The sequence below is a fragment of the Nocardioides sp. NPDC058538 genome, assembly GCF_042719275.1.
Taxonomy (GTDB): Bacteria; Actinomycetota; Actinomycetes; order Propionibacteriales; family Nocardioidaceae; genus Nocardioides.
The window spans coordinates 97,633-118,558 of the sequence record NZ_JBHXNY010000002.1 but is presented as its reverse complement, the minus strand read 5'-3'; the positions used below and the strand labels follow the sequence as shown (position 1 = coordinate 118,558).

General features: G+C 69.7%; 18 protein-coding genes and 1 pseudogene. 5 read left to right on the top strand and 14 right to left on the bottom strand.

Going from position 1 to position 20,926, the window contains the following annotated elements; genetic code table 11:
- Together speB and ACFWQC_RS02550 are read right to left on the bottom strand one after the other, a co-directional pair.
- A complete protein-coding gene (speB, locus tag ACFWQC_RS02555) occupies positions 1–1,071 on the bottom strand; it encodes an agmatinase (RefSeq protein ID WP_378672625.1) in 1,071 nt (356 codons plus the stop codon).
- A 42-nt stretch (positions 1,072–1,113) separates the two neighbouring features.
- Positions 1,114–2,502 (bottom strand): APC family permease, encoded by a 1,389-nt coding sequence (locus tag ACFWQC_RS02550; protein ID WP_378672622.1) that lies wholly within the window; start codon positions 2,500–2,502, stop codon positions 1,114–1,116.
- Between the two features lie 145 nt (positions 2,503–2,647).
- Here ACFWQC_RS02550 and ACFWQC_RS02545 point away from each other — a divergent pair, with 145 nt between their 5' ends.
- Positions 2,648–3,244, top strand: a complete 597-nt coding sequence (locus tag ACFWQC_RS02545; protein WP_378672619.1) for a TetR/AcrR family transcriptional regulator — start codon at positions 2,648–2,650, stop codon at positions 3,242–3,244.
- A gap of 5 nt (positions 3,245–3,249) precedes the next feature.
- Positions 3,250–4,515 (top strand): annotated as a pseudogene (locus ACFWQC_RS02540) (alpha-L-fucosidase).
- 333 nt (positions 4,516–4,848) lie between these two features.
- On the opposite strand, the gene ACFWQC_RS02535 reads toward ACFWQC_RS02540, so the two are convergent.
- The 8 genes from ACFWQC_RS02535 to ACFWQC_RS02500 form a co-directional block, all read right to left on the bottom strand.
- Positions 4,849–6,090, bottom strand: coding sequence for a DUF222 domain-containing protein (locus ACFWQC_RS02535; protein WP_378672617.1), 1,242 nt, complete (start codon positions 6,088–6,090; stop codon positions 4,849–4,851).
- A 422-nt stretch (positions 6,091–6,512) separates the two neighbouring features.
- A complete protein-coding gene (locus ACFWQC_RS02530) occupies positions 6,513–7,253 on the bottom strand; it encodes an AAA family ATPase (protein WP_378672614.1) in 741 nt (246 codons plus the stop codon).
- Positions 7,254–7,257: 4 nt separating this feature from the next.
- The gene (locus ACFWQC_RS02525) at positions 7,258–8,172 is read right to left on the bottom strand and encodes an ABC transporter substrate-binding protein (protein ID WP_378672611.1); all 915 of its coding nucleotides are present in this window, start codon (positions 8,170–8,172) and stop codon (positions 7,258–7,260) included.
- A 45-nt stretch (positions 8,173–8,217) separates the two neighbouring features.
- Positions 8,218–9,030, bottom strand: a complete 813-nt coding sequence (locus tag ACFWQC_RS02520) for an ABC transporter ATP-binding protein (RefSeq protein ID WP_378672609.1) — start codon at positions 9,028–9,030, stop codon at positions 8,218–8,220.
- Positions 9,027–10,082 carry a FecCD family ABC transporter permease gene (locus ACFWQC_RS02515; RefSeq protein WP_378672606.1) on the bottom strand — a complete coding sequence of 352 codons (1,056 nt, stop codon included), beginning with the start codon at positions 10,080–10,082 and terminating at the stop codon, positions 9,027–9,029. Before ACFWQC_RS02515 ends, ACFWQC_RS02520 begins: the two co-directional genes overlap by 4 nt.
- Positions 10,079–11,536 (bottom strand): FecCD family ABC transporter permease, encoded by a 1,458-nt coding sequence (locus tag ACFWQC_RS02510; RefSeq protein ID WP_378672603.1) that lies wholly within the window; start codon positions 11,534–11,536, stop codon positions 10,079–10,081. The genes ACFWQC_RS02515 and ACFWQC_RS02510 overlap by 4 nt, the downstream gene beginning before the upstream one ends.
- A 10-nt stretch (positions 11,537–11,546) precedes the next feature.
- Positions 11,547–12,530, bottom strand: coding sequence for an ABC transporter substrate-binding protein (locus tag ACFWQC_RS02505; RefSeq protein ID WP_378672600.1), 984 nt, complete (start codon positions 12,528–12,530; stop codon positions 11,547–11,549).
- A gap of 58 nt (positions 12,531–12,588) precedes the next feature.
- Complete coding sequence (locus ACFWQC_RS02500) at positions 12,589–13,080, bottom strand: MarR family winged helix-turn-helix transcriptional regulator (RefSeq protein WP_378672598.1); 492 nt, start codon at positions 13,078–13,080, stop codon at positions 12,589–12,591.
- A 97-nt stretch (positions 13,081–13,177) separates the two neighbouring features.
- Between ACFWQC_RS02500 and ACFWQC_RS02495 the strand changes: the two genes are divergently transcribed.
- Positions 13,178–14,089, top strand: a complete 912-nt coding sequence (locus ACFWQC_RS02495) for a dioxygenase (protein ID WP_378672595.1) — start codon at positions 13,178–13,180, stop codon at positions 14,087–14,089.
- 2 nt (positions 14,090–14,091) lie between these two features.
- Here ACFWQC_RS02495 and ACFWQC_RS02490 read toward each other — a convergent pair whose 3' ends face one another.
- The 4 genes from ACFWQC_RS02490 to ACFWQC_RS02475 all read right to left on the bottom strand — a co-directional run bounded on the left by ACFWQC_RS02490 (position 14,092) and on the right by ACFWQC_RS02475 (position 18,454).
- A complete protein-coding gene (locus ACFWQC_RS02490) occupies positions 14,092–15,282 on the bottom strand; it encodes an AGE family epimerase/isomerase (RefSeq protein ID WP_378672592.1) in 1,191 nt (396 codons plus the stop codon).
- Entirely contained in the window at positions 15,279–16,148 is an 870-nt protein-coding gene (locus ACFWQC_RS02485) for a carbohydrate ABC transporter permease (RefSeq protein ID WP_355019788.1), read from the bottom strand. The genes ACFWQC_RS02490 and ACFWQC_RS02485 overlap by 4 nt, the downstream gene beginning before the upstream one ends.
- The gene (locus tag ACFWQC_RS02480) at positions 16,145–17,083 is read right to left on the bottom strand and encodes a carbohydrate ABC transporter permease (RefSeq protein ID WP_378672588.1); all 939 of its coding nucleotides are present in this window, start codon (positions 17,081–17,083) and stop codon (positions 16,145–16,147) included. The genes ACFWQC_RS02485 and ACFWQC_RS02480 overlap by 4 nt, the downstream gene beginning before the upstream one ends.
- 99 nt (positions 17,084–17,182) lie before the next feature.
- Positions 17,183–18,454, bottom strand: coding sequence for an ABC transporter substrate-binding protein (locus ACFWQC_RS02475; RefSeq protein ID WP_378672585.1), 1,272 nt, complete (start codon positions 18,452–18,454; stop codon positions 17,183–17,185).
- A 169-nt stretch (positions 18,455–18,623) separates the two neighbouring features.
- On the opposite strand from ACFWQC_RS02475, the gene ACFWQC_RS02470 reads away from it, so the two are divergent.
- Both ACFWQC_RS02470 and nemA read left to right on the top strand, forming a co-directional pair.
- Positions 18,624–19,796: an ROK family transcriptional regulator gene (locus ACFWQC_RS02470; protein WP_378672583.1), complete on the top strand. Its 1,173-nt coding sequence runs from the start codon at positions 18,624–18,626 to the stop codon at positions 19,794–19,796.
- 23 nt (positions 19,797–19,819) lie between these two features.
- Entirely contained in the window at positions 19,820–20,911 is a 1,092-nt protein-coding gene (gene nemA / locus ACFWQC_RS02465) for an N-ethylmaleimide reductase (protein ID WP_378672580.1), read from the top strand.
- Positions 20,912–20,926 lie beyond the last annotated feature (15 nt).

Here is a 20,926-nt window from a genome sequence, read left to right as displayed (position 1 = left end):
TCAGTTCTCCTGTTTGTCGGTGGGCCTCTGGCCGGGACGCTGGTCGGGGCGCTGGTCGGGGCGCTGGGCGAGCAGCGGAAGGCTCGGGTCCCAGCGGGTCCCGTCGGCCTCGTCGCGCTTGCGGCGGGCGATGCCGGAGAGCGCCTCGAGGACGACCCGGTTGGCGAGGAACGAGGTGATGTCGGCGTGGTCGTAGGGCGGGGAGACCTCGACGACGTCGATGCCGACGACCGGCAGCTCGTAGGCGATCCGGCGGACCGAGTCGAGCAGCTCGCGGGCGGTCAGGCCGCCCGGCTCCGGGGTACCGGTGCCGGGGGCATGCCCCGGGTCGCAGACGTCGATGTCGACCGAGAGGAAGACCCCGTCGCACTCGTCCGTGGCGATGGTGAAGGCCTCGGTCAGGCATTCCTCCAGGCCGCGGTGCACGATCTCGGTCATCTCGTACGAGCGCATGCCCTGCTCGGCCATCCAGTCCAGCGTCTCGGGCTCGGGCCAGTAGCCGCGCAGCCCCATCTGCAGGAACCGGTCGCCACGCAGCGCGCCCGACTCGATGAGCCGGCGCATCGGCTGGCCGTGCCCGATGAGCGAGCCGAACTCGATGTCGCCGGTGTCGGCATGGGCGTCGAAGTGGATCATCGAGACGCGTCCCTGACCGAGGTGCTGGGCGACGCCGGCGGCGTCGGGCCAGGCGATCGTGTGGTCCCCGCCCAGGACCAGCGGAATGGCGCCGTTGCTCGTCACGGCGTGCACGGCCTCCTGCAGGTCGCGCACCGACCGCTCGGCGTCGCCGGAGTACATCTCCACGTCACCCGCGTCCAGCACACGTAGGTCCCGCAGCGCGTCGACGCGCATCGCGAGCGAGGGCCGCGACCCGTCGTGGGGCAGGTAACAGGTCTGCCGGATGAACTGCGGGCCGAACCGGGTGCCCGACCGGTGCGACGTACCTCCGTCGAAGGGGGCACCGAGGATGACCACATCGGCCCCCTCGTACGTCGCGGGGTCGGCCCAGTCACACCGGTCGACACCCAGGAAGGTGATGTCGGGGCCGAACTGGGTTCCGTAGCGAGCCATGGCGTTCTTCTCTCGTTCGATTCTCGTGATGGGTGGATGTCTCTAATCCTCGGTCGGGTCGACGACCAGGAACCGCTCGCCGGGACGGCGGGCGAGGTAGACGTAGTAGTAGGCGAGGGCGGCGGCCACGACACCGGCCGTGATCAGGATGTCCGTCCGCGCGGAGCCGGCCAGGGCGTAGCCGATCGCGCCGATGACGACCAGCGGCGGCAGCGGCCACAGCGGCATCCGCCAACCCTGGGCAGCGGGCCCCTGGCGACGGGCGCGGAGCGCGGCGATCGCCACGACGACGTACATCGTGGAGATGACCACCGAGGTCACCCCGAGCAGGGCCTCGATCTCGACGGCGCCGGCGAGGATCGCGCCGGGGATGCCGATGACGAGCGTGGCCAGCCACGGGGTGGCGTATCGAGGGTGCAGCTTGGTGAGAACGCCGTTGACCGGTGCCGGCCAGGAGCGGTCGCGGGCTGAGGCGTACACGACCCGGGCGTTCTGCAGCACCATCACGATGACGGCGTTGAGGATCGCGATGGCGATCGCGACGTTCACGGCGACCGCGACCCGCTCTCCGCCCCAGGCGGCGACCCACTGGGAGAAGTTGCCCGAGGCGAGGTCGCTGAGGTCGTCGACCGCGAGGACCGTGGTCACGGTCGGGATGAGGATGACGAGGCCACCCAGGCCGAGCGTCCAGAAGATGACGCGGGCGACGTTGCGACGCGGGTCGACGATCTCCTCGGAGAGGTAGACGGTGGTGCCGAAGCCGCTGACCAGGAACGTGCTCACGGCGAGACCGGAGATGAGGATCGCCAGGGTGAAGGGCTCCAGGCCGTTCTCACCGATGACGTGCGGCGAGACCAGCTCGCCGGGGCCGCGCTGGACGTGGCCGAGCCCGAGTACGACGACGACGGCGGCGGCGATCATCTCGAGGGCGAGGAAGGTGCCGGTGACGACGGCATTGGCCTTGATGTTGAGGATCGCCGTGGCGGTCGAGAGGAGCATCACGATCGCGCCGGTCGCGGCCCGCGGCAGCTCCACGAGGTCGGCCAGGTAGTCGGCGGTGCCGAGGGCGAAGATCGGCGGGATCAGCCAGAGCAGGACGCCGGCCAGGGAGAACGTCAGCCAGCCCATCGACTTGCCGAGGGTCTGGGTGACCATCGCGTACTCACCGCCGGAGCTGGCGGTGCGGGTGCCGAGCTCGGCGTAGCACGCGGCGATCGCGATCGAGACCGCGAAGCCCGCGACGACGGCCAGCACCGCGCCGCTCCCCTGCGTGGCGAACAGCTCCGGGACGATGATGAACAGGCTCGAGGCGGGCGTGATGCACGACAGCACCAGCAGGACCGCGGCGCCGGGTCCGAGCACCCGTGCGAGCCGCCGCCGTTCCTGCGCCGGCTTCACCCCGTCCGGGCTCACCTGCATGGATTCGATCATCGCGGGTCTCCTTGTGATGAGGGTACAGCGAGTTTTGAACGCTGTACAAAACTTTGAACGGCATTCAAAGTGACCCAGATCACCGCTAGAGTCAAGGGGTGGGACCGAAGATTTCACCCCGCGAGCACAAGGAGACACTGTCGAGGTGACGCGCACACGCTCCAACAGACGCCTGGAACGACCGCGCGAGCAGGTGCTCGCGACCACCCTGGAGATGGTCGCCGAGCAGGGGCTCGCCAAGGTGACGATGGCCTCCCTCGCCGCCCGGCTCGGCACCAGCGGCGGCCACCTCCTCTACTACTTCGGCACCCGCAACGGCCTGCTTCTCGAGACCCTGCGATGGAGCGAGAACGAGTACGCAGCACAGCGGGCGCCCATCTTGGAGAAGGCCGAGAAGGACGGCTCCGGAGGCGTCGACGCGCTGGTGTCCTTCACCGACGTCTACCTCGCCCTCGACGAGCGCGACCCGCGCTGGCTCCTCTGGCTCGAGCTGTGGGCACGGGCGCCGTACGACTCCGAGCTCGCCGCCGCGCAGCGCGCGATGGACGACGAGTGGCACGCCGACCTGGTCCGCCTGTTCGCCGCGGCGCTCCCCGAGGTGTCCGAGCGTGAAGCCGTCTCCGAGCGACTGCGGGCGATGTGGGACGGCTTCAGCATCGGCATCGTCACCGGCGGTGGCACCACCCTGCGCGAGCACGCCCTCGCACACACCCGCGCCGCCGTCACCGGGCACGAGGGGTAGCGGGAATGCCGATCACGTCCTGGTTCCCCGAGGCCCAGCTGGGCATCTTCGTCCATTGGGGCATCTACAGCGTCGACGGCGTCGCCGAGTCCTGGTCGTTCTACGACGGCCGGGTCCCCTACGCCGACTACATGGCCCAGCTCGACGGCTTCACCGCCTCGAAGTTCGATGCCGACGCCTGGGCCGAGCTCTTCGAGCGGGCGGGCGCGACGTACGCCGTGCTCACGGCCAAGCACCACGACGGGGTCGCCCTCTACGACACCGCCGCCAACGACCTCTCCGTGGTCCGGCGGGCTCCGGCCGGCCGTGATCTCGTCGCCGAGTTCGTCGAGGCCGTACGCCGCCGGGGACTGAAGGTCGGCCTCTACTTCTCCCACCTCGACTGGTCCCACCCGGACTACGCGACGGTGCGGCCGGTCGTCCAGCATCCCGTGGTCCAGGACAACCCGTACGCCGTCCCGCGCCCGGGCGACGAGGAGCCCTAGCGCTGGGAGCGCTTCCTGGAGTTCCACCGCGCCCAGCTCCGGGAGGTGGTGACCCGCTACCAACCGGATCTGCTCTGGTTCGACGGCGAGTGGGAGCGCGACGAGCGGCAGTGGCGGATGCGGGAGCTGCGTGCGGAGCTGCGCGAGCTCGCGCCCGAGATGGTCGTCAACGGCCGGATGCACGGCCACGGCGACTACGTGACCCCGGAACAGGGCGTTCCGATCGTGCCACCCGACGGTCCGTGGGAGCTCTGCCTGACCATCAACGACTCCTGGGGCTGGCAGCCGCACGACGACAACCACAAGTCACCACGCCAGCTCGTACGCACCTTCGTCGAGACCATCGGCGGTGGCGGCAACCTGCTCCTCGACGTCGGGCCGCGCGAGGACGGCACCATCACCCCCGAGCAGACCGAGCGCCTCGAGGCGCTCGGCGACTGGGTATCCCGCCACTCCCCCGCCGTCCGTGGCATCCAGCGCGGCCTGCCGCACGGTCACTTCTACGGCCCGACAGCCGTCTCGGCCGACGGTCGGACCCTGTTCCTCTACGTCCTCGACCGGCCCAACGACTATGTCGTGGTCCGCGGCCTGCGCAACCAGGTCCTCAAGGCGTACGTCCTCGGGAGCGGCACCGAGCTCGACCATCAGCGCATCGGCGGGCTCCACGACGTCCCCGGCTGGGAGTACGTCTTCACCACCGACGACGATCTCGACCCGCTGTGCACCGTGATCGTCCTCGAGCTCGACGGCGAGGCCTCGGTCCACCGGGAACACGACGCCCACTAGCCGTGATGTCCAGGGACCGCATTCGTCAACGCTCGCCCTGAAAGGTGCAGCATCGGTAGAGCCGGCGCCGTGAGCAACGCCGTCCAACGGCTCCGGTCGCGCGGGTCCTCCAAGCCACCTCGGGTGGCGTCGGCGATGACTGGGTCATCCGCAACCGCGGTGCTGGGCACCGCAGGAACACAGAGCAGCGCGATCGCTGAAAACGTCGTTCACAGCCCCGGGGCGAAAGCGGCCATCACACAGAGACACGTATGACCGGCAGCCCCAGGGCCTGACCGACTCGGGACTCGAGATCCCCCGGACACTGCCCGAAGACATCACCGCGATCTCGGCTCATGTGCGTCTGGTGAAGCGGATGTCGCCGCTGGGGAGGCGTTCATGGAGGTACGCGGCGTCGTGGGCGCGGTGGTGGTGATGACTGCAAAGGAGGGCGGCGTTGTCGAGATCGGTTGGGCCGCCGAGCGCCCAGGCGATCCAGTGGTGGGCCTCGGCCCAGGTGCCCGGGATGTCACAACCCTCGGCCTCACAGGTGGATGACCGGAGGAGGAGGGCGCGGCGTTGGGCGGCGGTGAAGAAGCGTTCCTTGCGGCCCAGGTCGAGGACCTCGGAGTCACTGCCGAGGACGGCGGGGATGATGTTGGCGGTGCAGGCCAGCCGCCGTGCCTCGGCGGCGGTGATCGGGCTGCCGCCAACGACCTGGCCGATGCCGGCTTCCTTGCGGAGCTGGTCGAGGTCGATCGTGACGATCACGGTGGTGGCGTCCCCACCGTGGATGGGCAGCCTGGAGGGGTCGAGAGTCTCGAGCATCTGGCAGAACGCACGGCCCAGGCGGCGGTCGTAGGGCAGGAACTCGCCAGTGTCGGTCCTCGTCCCGTCATCACGCCTGGGCGAGGAGAACGCTTCGAGATTCGTCGCGAGCCGGTCGGCGGCCGCCTCAGGGACCACAGCGGAGATGCGGGTGGTGCCGTCCCCGAGCCGGCGCATGGCCAGGCGGGTCTTCTTCCGGGCGTGGGCCTCCTCGGCGGCGAGCCGTTTGGCTTCTTCGGCTTCGGCGATCTCGGGGGCGATGACGTCGAGGATCCGGCGGCCCAGGCGGTGCAGCTGGGTGGGGTCGAACCGGGTCGCATGGCCGACCAGGGTCTCCTCCGCCTTGGTCTTGATCTCGGGGTCGAGATCAGCGGGGAGGTCGTCGAGGGCGTTGACGATCACCTGGGCCTGGGCCGGATTGCAGTCGCCGGCGCGCATCGCGGCCGCGACCTGGTGGTAGGTCCGGTCGAGTGCCTGGGCCAGGCGGAGGTCGGCGCGCAGGGTCTCGGGGCGCTGGTGGGTGTGGTGATACAGCCACGCCGCGACATCGCGCGCCGCACTCTCGGCGGCTACATCATCGGCGGCGGCGAGCACCCGCAGCTCGAGCTCGGCCAGCTGGGCCTTGGCCCGGGCGATCTCGAGCAGGGTGGCGGCCTTCTGGTCGGTGGCCATGAACGACGGATTCGCCCCCGCAACCCCATCAAGCGCGGCAGTGATCGCGACCACGGCCCCCAGCACAGGATGTTGGGGCTGCTGCAGCGTGGCCATCACGGTCACCTCCCGACGTACGAACTCAAGGGTTTCTGCCTGTGCAGAATCCCGGTTGGTTCGCTGGTCTCGGAGGCCCGGCAGTACGGGCTATTACTTACCCTCGCAGCTCGGCGTTCACGCCCCTGGTTCCCCTGGATTACCCCACACCCGTTGTGTCTCGGATGGATAGGGCACGCCTCTTTCGAGGTGGTCGGCCTTCACGTTTACTCCTGCGCCGAGCCTACCACACGATGCAAGCCAAAGCCACGGGAATAGCTCGAAACCCATTCAGGGACAGATATCCCAATCCCAAAGCCAGACCGCTGCTGGAAGCCCGCAAGACAGCCACATGGCACCCAGCCCAGGCACCCTGCTTCTAAATCTCCCAACCCAGACAACGTATTGGCCCCACCCGCGCTGGAAGCCGAACACAAATGCCCTCAGTCCTCCAAGACGTACCGCAGATACCGAGCCGGGTTCGAGAGGAACCGACGGGTCAGATTGACCGGCTCGGCGTCGTCATAAGCGACCTGCCCGATACGCCCGTCCTCGTCGAACTGCAGGATCCTGGCCCCAGGCACCGAGAGCAGGACCGGAGAGTGGGTTGCGATGATGAACTGGGATCTCTCGTCGGCGAGCTCGATGATGCGCGCGACCAGCGCCAGGCAGCCCTTGACCGAGAGCGCAGCCTCGGGTTCGTCGAGGATGTAGAGCCCGCCGGGCCCGAACCGGTGCATCACCAGGTCGAGGAACGACTCCCCATGGGAGCGCTCGTGCAGCGAGACCCCGCCGTAGGCGTCCGAGGTGTCCAGGTCGAGGCGCTCGATCTCGGTGGCGACGTTGTAGAACGACTCCGCGCGCAGGAAGTAGCCGGTGCGCGGCCGCTTGAGCCCGCGCTGGATCATGATGTAGTCGGCGAGGGAAGACTCGCTCGCGCGGGTGGCGAACCGGAACGAGGTGGAGCCGCCCTCGGCATTGAACCCCGACGCGACCGCGATCGCCTCGATGATCGTCGACTTCCCGGTTCCGTTGTCGCCGACGAGGAACGTGACCCGCTCGTCGAAGTCGATCCCGTCCCCGCCGGCCAGCTCGCGGACGACCGGCAGGGTGAACGGATACCGCCCGGTGTCATGGCGGGGATCTAGGGTGACCCGGGCGACATAGCGTTCGTCGAACCGCATGGACTCAGCCGAGCTCCTTCTCGAACTGGGCGAGGATCTGCTGGGCGGCCTGGATGCCGATGCCGCTGAGCAGGTCGTCGTTGATGTCGTGGACCTGACCGGACTCGACCGCGGGGATCCGTTGCCACAGCGGCCCGCCGAGCACCTTGGCCTTGTCGGTGTCGCCCTCCGGCCCGTACGTGCTGACGTAGAGGTGGTCGGCCTGGGCGGTGGTGACCTGCTCGGGCGAGATCTCGAGGTAGGTGTCCTCGCCCACCGCCTGCGCTGGGACGGTCAGGCCCATGTCGTCGAGGATGACGCCGGAGAAGGACTTGTCGGAGTAGAGCCGGATCTGGCCGGGGAGGAACCGGACGATCGACAGGGTCTCGCCTGTGCCGACGGTCTCGCCGAGCGCGGCGGCGTCGCTCTCGAACTCAGCGAGCATCTTCTTCGCCTCATCGGTCTTGTTGAGCGCGTCGGCGTACAGCAGGAAGTTGTCCTTCCAGGTGTCGCCGAGGTCGGGCGCGAGCACGGTCGGGGCGATCGCGTTCAGCTGCTCGTAGATCGCCTCGTGACGGACCGTGCTGGACAGGATGAGGTCGGGGTCGAGGGCCGCGATCTTCTCGAGGTTGGGCTCGGAGATGGTGCCCACCTCCTCGATCCCCTCGGTCTGGTCGCCGAGATAGCTGAGGAAGTCGGTGGCACCGTCGACGCGTACGGCACCGACCGGCTTCACGCCGAGCGCGAGCGCGTCGTCGAGCTCTCCGGTGTCCAGGACCACGACCCGCTTCGGGGCCACGGGCACCTCGGCCACGCCCTTGGCGTGCTTGACCTCGCGGGTCTCGGCGGTGGCCTCCGAGCCCGACGAGCTGCCGCCACAGGCGGTGAGGACGAGTGCGGCGGCGAGCATGGCGGCGACGCCGGGCAGGTGCTTGCGCACGTGGTTTCCTTTCATCATGGCGTTCCCCGGTCTTCCGGGGCACGTTCAGTGCTGGACGCTGGGCGCGGCGCGGCGTACACCGATCGGGACGATCATCGGGCGGCCCGAGACGGGGTCGGCGAGCACCTGGCTGTCGAGCCCGAAGACGTCGCGGAGCAGCTCTGCGGTGATCAGCTCGTCCGGCCGGCCGGAGGTGACGATGCGCCCCTCACGCATGACGATCAGGTGATCGCTGTAGCGGACCGCCAGGTTGAGGTCGTGGAGGACCATGACGACGGTGCGCTCCAGGTCGGCGTGGAGCTTGTCGACGAGGTCGAGCACCTCGACCTGATGAGCCAGATCGAGGTACGTGGTCGGCTCGTCGAGCAGCAGGATGTCCGTCTCCTGCGCCAGCGCCATCGAGATCCACGCCCGCTGGCGCTGCCCGCCGGAGAGCTCGTCCACCGGGCGGGCGGCGAGCTCCTGCATCCCGGTCAGCCGAAGCGCCGCCTCGACCTCGGTCTCGTCGTCGCTGGACCACTGGCGCAGCCACGACTGGTGTGGGTGACGCCCCTTGGCCACCAGGTCGGCGACGGTGAGGCCTTCGGGGGCGGTGGGCGACTGCGGCAGCATGCCGAGCACCTTCGCGACCTCGCGGGTGCGCATCGAGGTGATCGCCTTGCCGTCGAGCAGCACCTGGCCCGACCGGGGCTTCAGCAGCCGAGCAACGGCACGCAGGAAGGTCGACTTGCCGCACCCGTTGGGGCCGATGATCGTGGTGACCTTGCCCGACGGGATCTCGGTGGTGAGCCCGTCGGCGACGATCCGGTCGCCGTAGGCGAGCACCAGGTCCTCCGCGGTGATCTCGTGCTCGCTCATCGCGACAGCCTCCGGTTGGTGCGAATGATCAGATACATGAGGAAGGGCCCTCCGATGGCAGTGGTGACGATCCCGACCGGGAGCTCGACGGGCAGGAGCACACGCGCGACGTAGTCGCTGCCGACGACCAGGGCGGCACCGGTGAGCGCCGAGGCGAGCAGCGGCGGTCCAGGGGTGCGGGCGATGCGCAGCGCGACCTGGGGTGCGACGAAGGCGACGAACCCGATCGGGCCGGCGGCGGTGACGCACATGGCGGCGAGCAGGACCGAGGCGATCAGCAGGACCGACTGGCTGAGCTGCACCCGTACGCCGAGGGCGCGGGCGGTGTCGTCGCCCAGCTTGAGCGCGGAGAGCTGGAAGGTCGAGGCCAGAGCGACCGTGCCGATGGCCCCGACCGCGACGGCGGCGGGCACGGCGTCGTCCCAGCTTCTGCCGTTGAGCGACCCGTTGAGCCAGACGGTCGCCTCCTGGGCGTCCCAGATCTCGCCGATGACGAGCATCCAGTTGGTCAGCGCGAGCAGGATGCCGTTGACGGCCACCCCGATCAGGACCAGCCGGAAGCCTTCGATCCCCCGGCGCCAGGCGAGCAGGTAGATCACCGCCCCGGTCACCAGACCACCCGCCATGGCCGCGGCCGGCACCCCGATGGTGGTGCCCAGGAAGGCGGTGCCACCGAAGACGATCACCGCGACCGCACCGGCACTGGCGCCGGCGGTGATGCCGAGCAGGTCCGGGCTCGCCAGCGGGTTTCGGGTGATCGACTGCCAGATCGCCCCCGACATCGCGAAGCCGGCGCCCACGAGGAGGCCGACCACGGAGCGCGGCAGGCGCAGCTCCCAGACGATGAAGCGCTCGGCGTCGTTGCCACCGCCGAGGATCACCTCGGCCGTGTCGGGCAGGCTGATCGGGTAGTCGCCCTGGCCGACGTTGAGGCACACCAGCAAGAAGACCAGCACGAGGAGGCCGACGTTGACAGCGACCAGGCGGGGTCGCCAGACCATCGTCACCGGCCCCCACCCGAAGCGCGGGCGCCCGGGCACGAGCGTCGTCACAGGGTCACCAGCTTCCGGCGGCGTACGAGAGCGATGAAGAACGGCGCGCCCACCAGGGCGAGGACGATGCCGACCTGGAGCTCCCCGGGGCGCGCGGCCACCCGGCCGAGGATGTCGCAGATGATGAGCATGATGGCGCCGATCAGGGCTGAGCACGGCAGCAGCCACCGATAGTCCGGCCCCGTGAACGCCCGGGCGATGTGGGGTACGGCGAGGCCGATGAACGCGATCGGCCCACAGGCCGCGGTGGCCGCACCGGCGAGCAGGGTGATCGCGGTGATCCCGAGGGTGCGGTTCAGCGCGACGTTGGTGCCGAGCGAGCGGGCGACCTCTTCGCCGAGGCTGAGCACGTTGAGCCCGGGCGCGTTGACCATGGCGAGCACAAAGCCGAGGGCGAAGAACGGCAGCAGCGGCACCAGGATCTCGAGCCCTCGTCCGGCGACCGAGCCGACGATCCAGAAGCGGTAGGCATCGAGGGTGGTCTGGTCGAGGAGCACCACGGCGGAGGTGATGGCGGAGAGGAAGGCCGCCACCGCGGCGCCGCCGAGGACGAGCGAGACCGGTGAGGGACTGCCGTTCCCGACCGCCGAGAGCCCGAAGACGGCGAGGCTGGTGATCAGCGCCCCCGCGAGCGCGAACCAGATGTAGCCGACCGGGCTCGTCACCCCCAGGAACGTGATCGCCAGGACCACCGCGCAGGCGGCGCCCGCGCTGACTCCGAGGATGCCCGGGTCGGCGAGCGGGTTGCGGGTGTGCCCCTGGATGAGCCCGCCGGCGAGGCCGAGCGCGATGCCGGTGACGAGGCCGAGAAGGGTCCGGGGCGTACGCAGGTCGCGGACGATCAGGTCGGCCTCGGTCGGCGTCGTGCCGAAGGGCGGGAGGAGACCGTGCCAGATCTCGCCGAAGCTCAGCGGCCGAGAACCGACGGCGATGCTCGCCAGGAGCAGGACCGCCAGGATCACCAGCAGCGCGAAGAGACCAAAGACCCGGCGCAGACGCAGCTTCGCCGGGGTGAGGTCGACCGCGATCTCGGCGAAACCCTCGTCCGTGGCCGTGATCCGGCGCACGACCTGTCGAGGAGCGAACAGGAGGCTCCGGCGTACGCCGAGCGGGCGGCCGTCGTGGCCCCGGGCGATCAACCCGAGCCAGGTCATGCCGGTCGAGGCTCCCCGCCGGCCCTGGGCGAACCCGCGGTTCCACACGAGGACGGCTGCCGCGACGGCGAGCGCGAAACCGCCGAAGACGACCCGGTCCACGGTGCCGCCGCCGTTCGCGTCACGCAGCGAGTGCACGACCAGCGCACCGACGACCAGCGGCAGGGCGACCAGGGCGAGGTCCACGACCGCCGCCGTCACCCGCAGGGCGACGGGCGCAGGTCCGCGCGGGACCTGGACCCTGGTGTGGTCCGCGCGCGCCGTGACGGCCTCGCCCGAGGCGAGGTCACTGAGACGCACGTCGTGCCCGTCAGCCCTGCTCGAGGACCTGGGCGGCCTCGAGCTGGTCGGCGTAGCCGCTGAAGACCTCGGCGTAGGCCTGGTAGCTGTAGGGCGCGGCCGGGTACCAGAGGTCCTGCTGGCCACCGGCGACGGCGGGCAGCCGCTTGAAGATGTCCTTCGTCTTCAGCTCCTCGAGGCCACCCGGGTCCCGAGCGTCGACCAGGAGCACGTCGGCGTGGTACTTGCTGATGTTCTCAAGGCTGACCGGCTCGAAGATGCCCTGCTCGTCGGGGCTCACCTTCGGGAACTTCACACCGAGCTCGGCGAGGTAGGCGAGGTCGGGGTGCTCGGGCGCGTGGGCGAAGTAGATCTCCTCGCCGTAGGTCGACGCCGCGACCACGGTGAGGTCGGGGTTCTTCTTCACCGCCGCCTTGATCCGCGCGACGGCGTCCTCGAACTCGGCCTTGGCCTCCTCGACCTCCGGCTCGGCCCCGAGGTCCTCGGCCAGCGCGTGGAACGCCTCGATCTGCTCGGTCACCGAGAGCCCGGTCAGCCGCATGGCGAGCGTGGGAGCGAGCTTGTCGACCTGCTCCTCGACCTCGCCGGCGTACCAGAGGGTCTTTCCGTCGAAGGTCATGTCGATCAGCAGATCGGGGTTCATCGCCGCGTACTCCTCGACATTGAACTCACCCCAGGCCTTGCCGAGGACCTTCGTCCTCGAGACGTCGAGGCTGCCGGTCAGGTAGTTCGGCGGCTCGGGTAGGTCGCCGTAGACGCCGGCCACCTCGTAGCCGTTGTCCCACAGCGCCGCCGCGGCACTCGCCTGGGCGACCACGGTCTCCGGGGTGCCGTCGATCTCGACCGTCTTTCCCCGAGCGTCCTCGTGGACGAAGCCGGAGCCGCTGCCGCCCTCTCCCTCGGAGGCGTCGGTCGAGGCGCCGCAAGCGGTGAGCACGAGGGCGGCGGAGGCTGCGGCGGCCGCGAGCGGGGCCATGCGGAAACGACGGTTCACAAAGGTTAGGGTAACCTAAACCGATCCGGCGCCCGGACGCCATCCCCCCGGCGGATCCTCAACCCGCCTCGGGGTCGATGGGCGGTCTCCTCGCGCCGGTCGGATCCAGCCGATCGAGGATGGTCCCGGCGATATCGGCCAGCTGGCCCACCTGCTCAGGACTCAGCGAGTCGAAGACGTACTCGCGCACGGCATCCACGTGACCGGGAGCGGAGGCGACCATCTTCTCGTGGCCCGCCTCGGTGAGACGTACGTTGGTCGCGCGGCGGTCGCCCGGGCAGGTGTGGCGTTCGATGAGGCCGCGGTCGCCCAGGCGCTTGACGACGTTGGACAGCCGCGGCAGCGTCGAGTTGGTGTAGCCGGCCAGCTCGGTCATCCGCAGGGTCCGGTCGGGCACCTCGGAGAGCATGGCCAGCACGCCGTAGTCGAAATGGGTCAGGCCGGCATCGCGGCGCAGCTGGGAGTCGAGAGCCCCCGGGAGCAGCTCGAGCACGGCGATGAGGCGTACCCATGCCACCCGCTCCGCCGGCGACAGCCAGTTGCCCTCCACGCCAGGGAGTGTGCCGTAGAAAGTTGCCCGGAACAAACAACGCTCCCCTAGAGTTAGTTCAAGCAACAACTATTGGGCCGAACCGCAGGAGACCGCCATGACCACCGCACCCGAGAGCACGACCGCCGCCGCGGACGCCCGCCTTCCGCAGACGCATCCGTTCGCCCAGCACCTGCGGGCGGTCCAGGCACGCGAGGCGGCCGATCCGCATCACGTCTGGACGCCGGCGGACGGGCCGCTGCCCAGCCTCTACCTGTCCCACGGCGGTGGCCCGCTGCCGCTGCAGAGCCCGGAGTGGCTCGATCCGCTGCACGCCTGGGCACGGTCGCTGCCCCGGCCGAAGGCCATCCTGGTCATCTCCGCCCACTGGGAGTCGGCGCCGCTCTCGATCAGCGCGACCCGCCCCGACGAGCTGGTCTACGACTTCGGCGGCTTCGACCCGATCTACCACTCGGTGCGCTACGACACCCCGGACGCGAGCGAGCTCGCCCGCACCACCGCGGCGCTGATGCCCGACGCCGAGACCGCCCACCAGCACACCCGCCGCGGCCTCGACCACGGCGCCTGGGTGCCGCTGAAGATCATGTACCCGGCCGCCGACATCCCGGTCGTGCAGCTCTCGCTGCCCACCGAGGACCCCGACAAGCTGCTCGCCCTCGGCGAGCGCCTCCGGCCGCTGCGCGAGGAGGGCGTGCTCGTGGTCGGCTCGGGCCACATGACCCACGGGCTGCCCTTCATCACCCGCGAGATGATGACCGAGAACAAGCCCGCCGGCTGGTCCTCCGACTTCGACTCCTGGGCCGCCGAAGCCCTCGACCGCGGCGACGTCGCCGAGCTGGCCAGGTTCCGCACCGCCGCCCCCGGCATGCCGTACGCCCACCCGACCGTCGAGCACTTCACCCCGCTCTTCGTCACCCTGGGCGCGGCCACGAACCCGGCAGCTCCGGTGACCACGACCCTGGACGGCTACGGCCTGGGCCTGTCCCGCCGCTCGTTCCAGGCCGCCTGACCCTAGGGCCTGGCCAGCCGCACCGACAGCACCGGCGCCAGCGGCAGGCGGGCGAGCAACAGCGCCTGGTAGGCGTGGTAGACGTCGGGCTTGCCGTGCCAGATCACGTGCGAGGGACGGTTGTGCTCGTCCAGCTCGTGGTGCCAGCTGCCGAGCTCGCGGTCGATCAGGTGGGCCTCGATGTACGCCTCGAACCGCCCACACCACTCGTCATAGGCCGCCTCGCCGGTGCGGGTGTGCAGGGCGCCGGCGGCGGCGAGCGCCTCCGCGGCCACCCAGTGCAGGCGCAGCCGGGTGACCGGCGTTCCGTCCCACGAGGTCGTGTAGACGAAGCCGGGGCCGGCGCCGGAGTCGACCCAGCCGACCTCGACCGCGCGCTCGAAGAGCGCCCGCGCATCCTCGACCAGCCAGGACGGCGCGTCCGGCAGGCTGGCGTCCAGGTGCAGGAGCAGCCGCGACCACTCCAGCAGATGCCCGGGCGTGCAGCCGTAGGGGCGGAACGGGTCGCCGGGACGGTCGGCGTTGTAGTCCGGCAGCGGCGACCAGGAGAGGTCGAAGTGCTCGGGCAGGTCGTAGCCGTGGGAGCGGGCGACCCCGTGGATCAGGTGCTCGGCGATCGCGAGCGCCCGCTGGTGCCAGGCCGCGTCGCCGGTGACGTCGCCCGCGGCCAGGAACGCCTCCACGGTGTGCATGCTGGAGTTGGCGCCCCGGTAGGCCTCCCCCGAACGAAGGTCGCGCTCGAGGCTGTCGACCACCCGGCCTGAGTCGTCGAGGAAGTGCTGCTGCATCACCCCGAGCGCCTCGTCGAGCAGCGCGTCCGCACCGGGCACACCCGCCGCGACGCCGCTGCTCGCGGCCAGGATCACGAAGGCGTGGGCGTAGGCCTCCTTGAGGGTGCCGACCGGCTCGCCCTGGGCCGAGACCGAGGCGTACCAGCCACCGAGCTCGTCGTCGCGCAGCGCACCCGACAGCGCCCGGATCCCGTGGGCGGCGAGGGCGGCGGCGTCGTCGACGTCCCCGCGCAGGTGGGCAAGGGCGAAGACATGGGTCATCCGGGCGGTGATCCAGGTGTGCACAGGCTCGGCCGGGTCCGGGAGACCCGACTCGTCCAACCACCAGAACCCGGCCGGCGAGGCCGCCGACGGCCGGGCGAACCCGGCCAGCCGGCGGCACTCGGCGTCCGTATCGATCATCCCTTGACCGAGCCTGCCATCAGCCCGCCCACGAAGTAGCGGCCGAGCAGGATGTAGATGATCAGGGTCGGGACGGACGCGATCAGCGCGCCCGCCATGCTGGCGGAGTAGTCCTGCAGCTGACCGCTCGCCAGGAAGTTGAGCGCGATGGTGACCGGCCCGTTCTGCGAGGTGGAGAAGAAGAGCGCGAACAGGTAGTCGTTCCACGCCGAGGTGAACTGCCACATCAGCACCACCACGAACGCCGGCGCGGAGATCGGCAGGATGATCGAGCCGTACGTCCGGAGCATGCCGGCGCCGTCGACCCGAGCCGCCTCGACGAGCTCGACCGGGACCCCCGCGTAGTAGTTGCGGAAGATCAGCGTGGTGATCGGCAGGCCGTAGACCACGTGCAGCACGATCAGGCTCGGGACGCCCGAGGGGACGCCGAGGTTGCTCATCAGCTGGACCAGCGGCACCATCACGGCCTGGTAGGGGATGAACATCCCGAACAGGATCAGCGTGAACACCACGTCGGCACCCGGGAAGCGCCACTTCGAGAGCACGAACCCGTTCATCGAGCCGAGCACCGAGGAGATGATCGAGGCCGGGATGACCATGGCGAAGGTACGTCCCAGGGCCGGCCCGAGCTGCTCCCAGGCGCGCGCCCAGCCGGCCGTCTCCCAGGACTCGGGAAGCTTCCAGGCGTTGGCGGGGGTCGCGTCGCCGAGCCCCTTGAAGCTGGTGACGAGCAGCACGTACGCCGGGAGCAGGACGATCAGCGCGAAGGTGATCAGCAGGACGTACTTGACGGCGCGCCAGATCCCGCGCGAACGCTCGCCCGGGATCTTGGTCACGACGGCTGCCGGGATGGCATCAGTAGTCATCGGCGGCGCTCCTGACGGTAGGTCGAGACGAGGTAGGGAACGATCAGGATGGCCACGATCACCAGCAGGATCGTGCCGATGGCGGCCGACTTCGCGTAGTCGCCGCGGGTGAACTCGATCCACATCTGGGTGGCCGGCACCTGGGTCGTGTAGTTGGTCTGGCCCGCGATGGCCATGATCAGGTCGAAGACCTTCAGCGACATGTGGCCGATGATGATGATCGCCGAGAGGGCGACCGGGCTCAGCTGCGGGAAGATGACGTGGCGGTAGAGCTGCCACTCCGAGGCGCCGTCCATCCGGGCCGCCTCGCGCAGCTCCTCGGGAATGCCGCGGAAGCCGGCCAGGAAGAGCGCCATCACGTAGCCGCTGAGCTGCCAGATCGCGGGAACCGCGATCGCGAGGATGCCCCACCGCTCGTGGGTCCACCACGGGTTCTGCAGGAAGTCGAGGTGGAGGGTCTCGAAGAGCCGGTTCAGGCCGGAGGCACGGTCACCCTCGGCGTTGTTGAGCAGCCAGCGCCAGACCACGCCCGAGGCGACGAACGAGACCGCCATCGGGAACAGGTAGATGGCCCGGAACAGCGACTCGCCGCGAGCCTTGCGCTCGAGCAGCCACGCCCACAGGAACCCCAGGCACAGGGTGCCGACGAGGAACGTCGCGGTGTAGAGCAGCAGGTTGCGCAGCGAGTAGATGAAGTCGTCGTCGGCGAACAGGTCGCGATAGTTGTCCAGACCGGCGAAACCCTGGGAAGGCCCGATGTTGTGGCGGTCCTGCAGGGACGTGTTGATGTTGGACCCGATCAGGCCGTAGACGAAGACACCGATGACGATGACCGTCGGCAGGATCAGGAGTACGGGTGCGACCCACCCGTGGCCGCCGATGCGGCCTTTGGGCCGTCGTGGCCGCTTGACGGCGCTGGGCACCGTGGAGGACATGTGTCCGTCCTTTCACAAAGGGCGGCCGAGGGGCCGCGGCAGCTGGTGCGGCCGCAGCCCCTCGGACCAGATGATCTCGTCAGGCTCGGGAGAGCCCGGTCACTCGGGCTTGTTGTCCTCGGCGGCCTCGACGAGGCCCTCCTGGAGCTCGGCGACGTCCTTGTTGCTGCCGAACTTCGCGACGGCGGCGGTGACGTCGGTCAGCCAGTTGACCGAGGTCGCGGCACCGTGGGCGAGCGAGGACACGATCTCGTCCTCACCCCACGACTTGATCGCGGTCTGCTGGTACTCACCGAAGTCCGCGGTGTCGGCCGTGGTGCTGGCCGGGATCGAGCCCTTCGCCTTGTTGAAGGCCACCTGGCCCTCGTCGCTGGCGATGGTGTCGAGCCACGCCTCGGTGCCCTCGGGGTTGGGGCCGTCCACCGGCATGGTGAACGAGTCGGCCAGGAAGTCGAAGACGCCCTCGGTGCCCGGGACGGGAACCGCGGTGTAATCGGTGCCGAGCGTCTTCTTCTGCTCCTGGAAGGCGGCCTCGGCCCAGTCACCCATGACGTTGAACGCGGCCTCGCCGTCGATCACCAGCTGGGTCGCGTCCGGCCAGTCGAGACCCTGGCGGTCGGTGTTGGTCAGCGAGAGGAGCGTGTTGTAGTCCGCCAGCGCGGCCTCGACCTCGCTGCCGCCCCAGTCGGTCGTGCCGTCCCACAGACCGTTGTACGCCTCGGCGCCCAGATCGGCGAGGAGCACGGTCTCGAGCAGGTGGACCTGGGTCCAGTCGGTCGCGATCGAGAGCGGGATGATGCCCTTGGCCTTGATCTTCTTCAGGTCGGCGATCCACGCGTCGAGCGAGTCGTAGGTCTTGTTGGCCTCGATGCCGGCCTTCTCCAGGACGGCCGGGTTGGCCCAGAGCACGTTGGCGCGGTGGATGTTCGAGGGGACGGAGTAGATGCCGCCGTCCTGGGTCAGGCGCTCGAGCAGGCCCTCGGGGAACTGCTCGTTCCAGCCCTTCTCCTCGTAGAGATCGGTGAGGTCCTCGATCTGGCCGGCGTTGATGTAGTCGGTCAGCTCGGCACCCGCGTGCGCCTGGAACGTGGCCGGCGGCTCACCGTTCTGCAGGCGAGACTGGAGCACGTTCTTGGCGTCGCTGCCGGCGCCACCGGCGACGGCGCCGTTGACGAACTTCTGGTCGGGGTTCTGCTCGTCGAACACCTTGACCAAGGCGTCGAGCCCGGCCTTCTCACTGCCCTCGGCCCACCAGGTGAAGACCTCCACCTCATCGGTGCTGCCGCTCTCGTTGTCGCTGCCGCAGGCGGAGACCGCCAGCAGGCTCAGGGCGGCCAGGCCGGCGGCCAGGGCCTTACGCGTTGCGTTCATCTTTGATCCTCCGGTTGCGCGACCGCCACGTCGGTGTGTGATCTGGGTCACTCGCGGTCGCGTGCCGGGAAAACGTACGCCTCTCCGTTCTGTTCAGTCAACGCATAACGCAGGACGTTTTCAACCTGAGATCTGTCGCAAATCGACAGAATCACCTACAGTCACGCCCATGACCACTCCGGAATCGCGGCTGCGCGTCGCCAATCGTTCCCAGGTTCTGGACCTGCTGGGACGGTCGGCGCCGGTCAGCCGCGCCGAGCTCGCCCAGCGGACCGGACTCTCCCGCAGCACCGTGTCGAGCATCGTCCAGGAGCTGCTGGCCTCCGAGCAGATCGTCGAGACCACCGGCGCCGCGCTCGCCCGGGGCGGCGGACGACCGCCGTCGCTCCTCACCATCAGCGGCTCCCCCGGCACGCTCATCGGCGTCGACATCGGCCATCGCCACGTCCGGGTCGCGGTGGCCGACCTCACCGCGAAGCCGCTCATCGACCACGAGATCCGGCTCGATGTCGACAACTCCGCGGTCGAGACCATCGATCGCGCCGCGGCGCTCGTGCGCGAGTGCCTGGCCGAGGTGGGCATCGACCCGAGGAAGGACCGCGTCCTCGGCGTCGGCATGGGGATCCCCGGCCCCGTCGACCCGCACAGCGGCATCGTCGTCTCCCCCATCCTCGGGAACTGGATGGACCTTGCTCCGGGCGAGGAGCTCGCCCGCCGCATCGGCCTGCCCGTCCAGATCGAGAACGACGCCAACCTCGGCGCGCTCGCCGAGCTCGAGTACGGCGCCGCGCGCGAGGTCGACGACGTCATCTACGTCAAGGCGTCCAGCGGTATCGGCGCCGGCCTGGTCCTCGCCGGCAAGCTCTACCGAGGGATCACCGGGATCGCCGGCGAGATCGGCCACGTCCGTTTCGAGGACAACGGCCCGATCTGTCGGTGCGGCAACCGCGGCTGCCTGGAGAAGGCCTTCGGCGGGTCCCGGCTGGTCGAGCTGCTGCAGCCCGCCTACGACGAGACGCTCACCGTCGAGCGCCTGCTCGAGCTCGCCCAGGAGGGCGACATCCGGGTCAACCGGATCCTCGACGACGCCGGTCGCGCGGTCGGCCGGGTGCTGGCCGACCTCTGCAACCACCTCAACCCGGCGCTGATCGTGGTGGGCGACACGATGCGCCAGTCGGAGTCCTTCGTCCTCGGCATCAAGGATTCGATCGACCGCTTCACCCAGCCCGACACCGCTGCCGCGCTCGACGTCGTGCCCAGCGAGCTCGGCGACCACGCGGGCGTCATGGGGGCGCTGGTGATCGCCGGCTCGGCCACTCCGGCATCGTCGGGAACAATATGAGCAACCGCTCAGTTAGGGGCGATGTGACTTCACTCTTCTCGCAGCTGAGCCTGGGTTCGACAACCCTCCCCAACCGCGTCCTGATGGCGCCACTGACCCGGATGCGTGCCAGCCGGCCCGGCGACGTACCCAACCCGCTGATGGCCGACTACTACCGGCAGCGTGCCTCCGCCGGGCTGATCATCTCCGAGGGCACCCAGATCTCGCCCCAGGGCAAGGGCTACATGGACACCCCGGGCATCTACTCGGCCGAGCAGGTCGAGGGCTGGCGGCACGTCACCGACATCGTCCACGAGGCCGGCGGCCGGATCGCGGCACAGCTGTGGCACACGGGCCGCGTCTCCCACGAGTCCTTCCACGACGGTGACCTCCCGGTCAGCGCCTCCGCAATCCCCTACCGCAACCGCACGACCGTACGCGGCGAGGACGGCACCCCGATCCGGGTCAACTGCCCCACGCCCCGCGCCCTGGAGACCTCCGAGATCGCGGATCTGATCGACGACTACCGCCGCGCCACCCGCAATGCCCGCGAGGCCGGCTTCGACCTCGTCGAGATCCACGCCGCCCACGGCTACCTGCTGCATCAGTTCTCCAGCTCGAGCAGCAACGAGCGCACCGACTCCTACGGCGGCTCGCTGGCCAATCGCGCCCGGCTCACCCTCGAGGTGCTGGACGCGGTCATCGCCGAGTGGGACGCCGAGCACGTCGCCATACGGATCTCCCCGATCGGCTCCTTCAACGGACTCGAGGACCCCGAGGGCGCCGAGATGGGGCTCTACCTGGCGGCCGAGATCGGCAAGCGTGGCATCGCGTTCCTGCACCTGTCCGAGCCCGACTGGGCCGGCGGTCCGGAGCTCACCGACGACTACCGCAAGCAGCTGCGCGCCGCCCACACCGCCCCGATCGTGGCCGCCGGTTCCTACACCTCGGAGAAGGCCTCCCGTCTGCTCGAGGCAGACCTCATCGACGCGGCCGCGTTCGGGCGTACGTTCATCGCCAACCCGGACCTGCCCCGGCGCCTGGCGGAGAGCCTTCCGCTCAACGAGCCCGACCTGTCGACCTTCTACGGCGGCGGCGAGGCCGGGTACACCGACTACCCCGAGTGGACCGCCTGAGTTCAACTCGCTCTC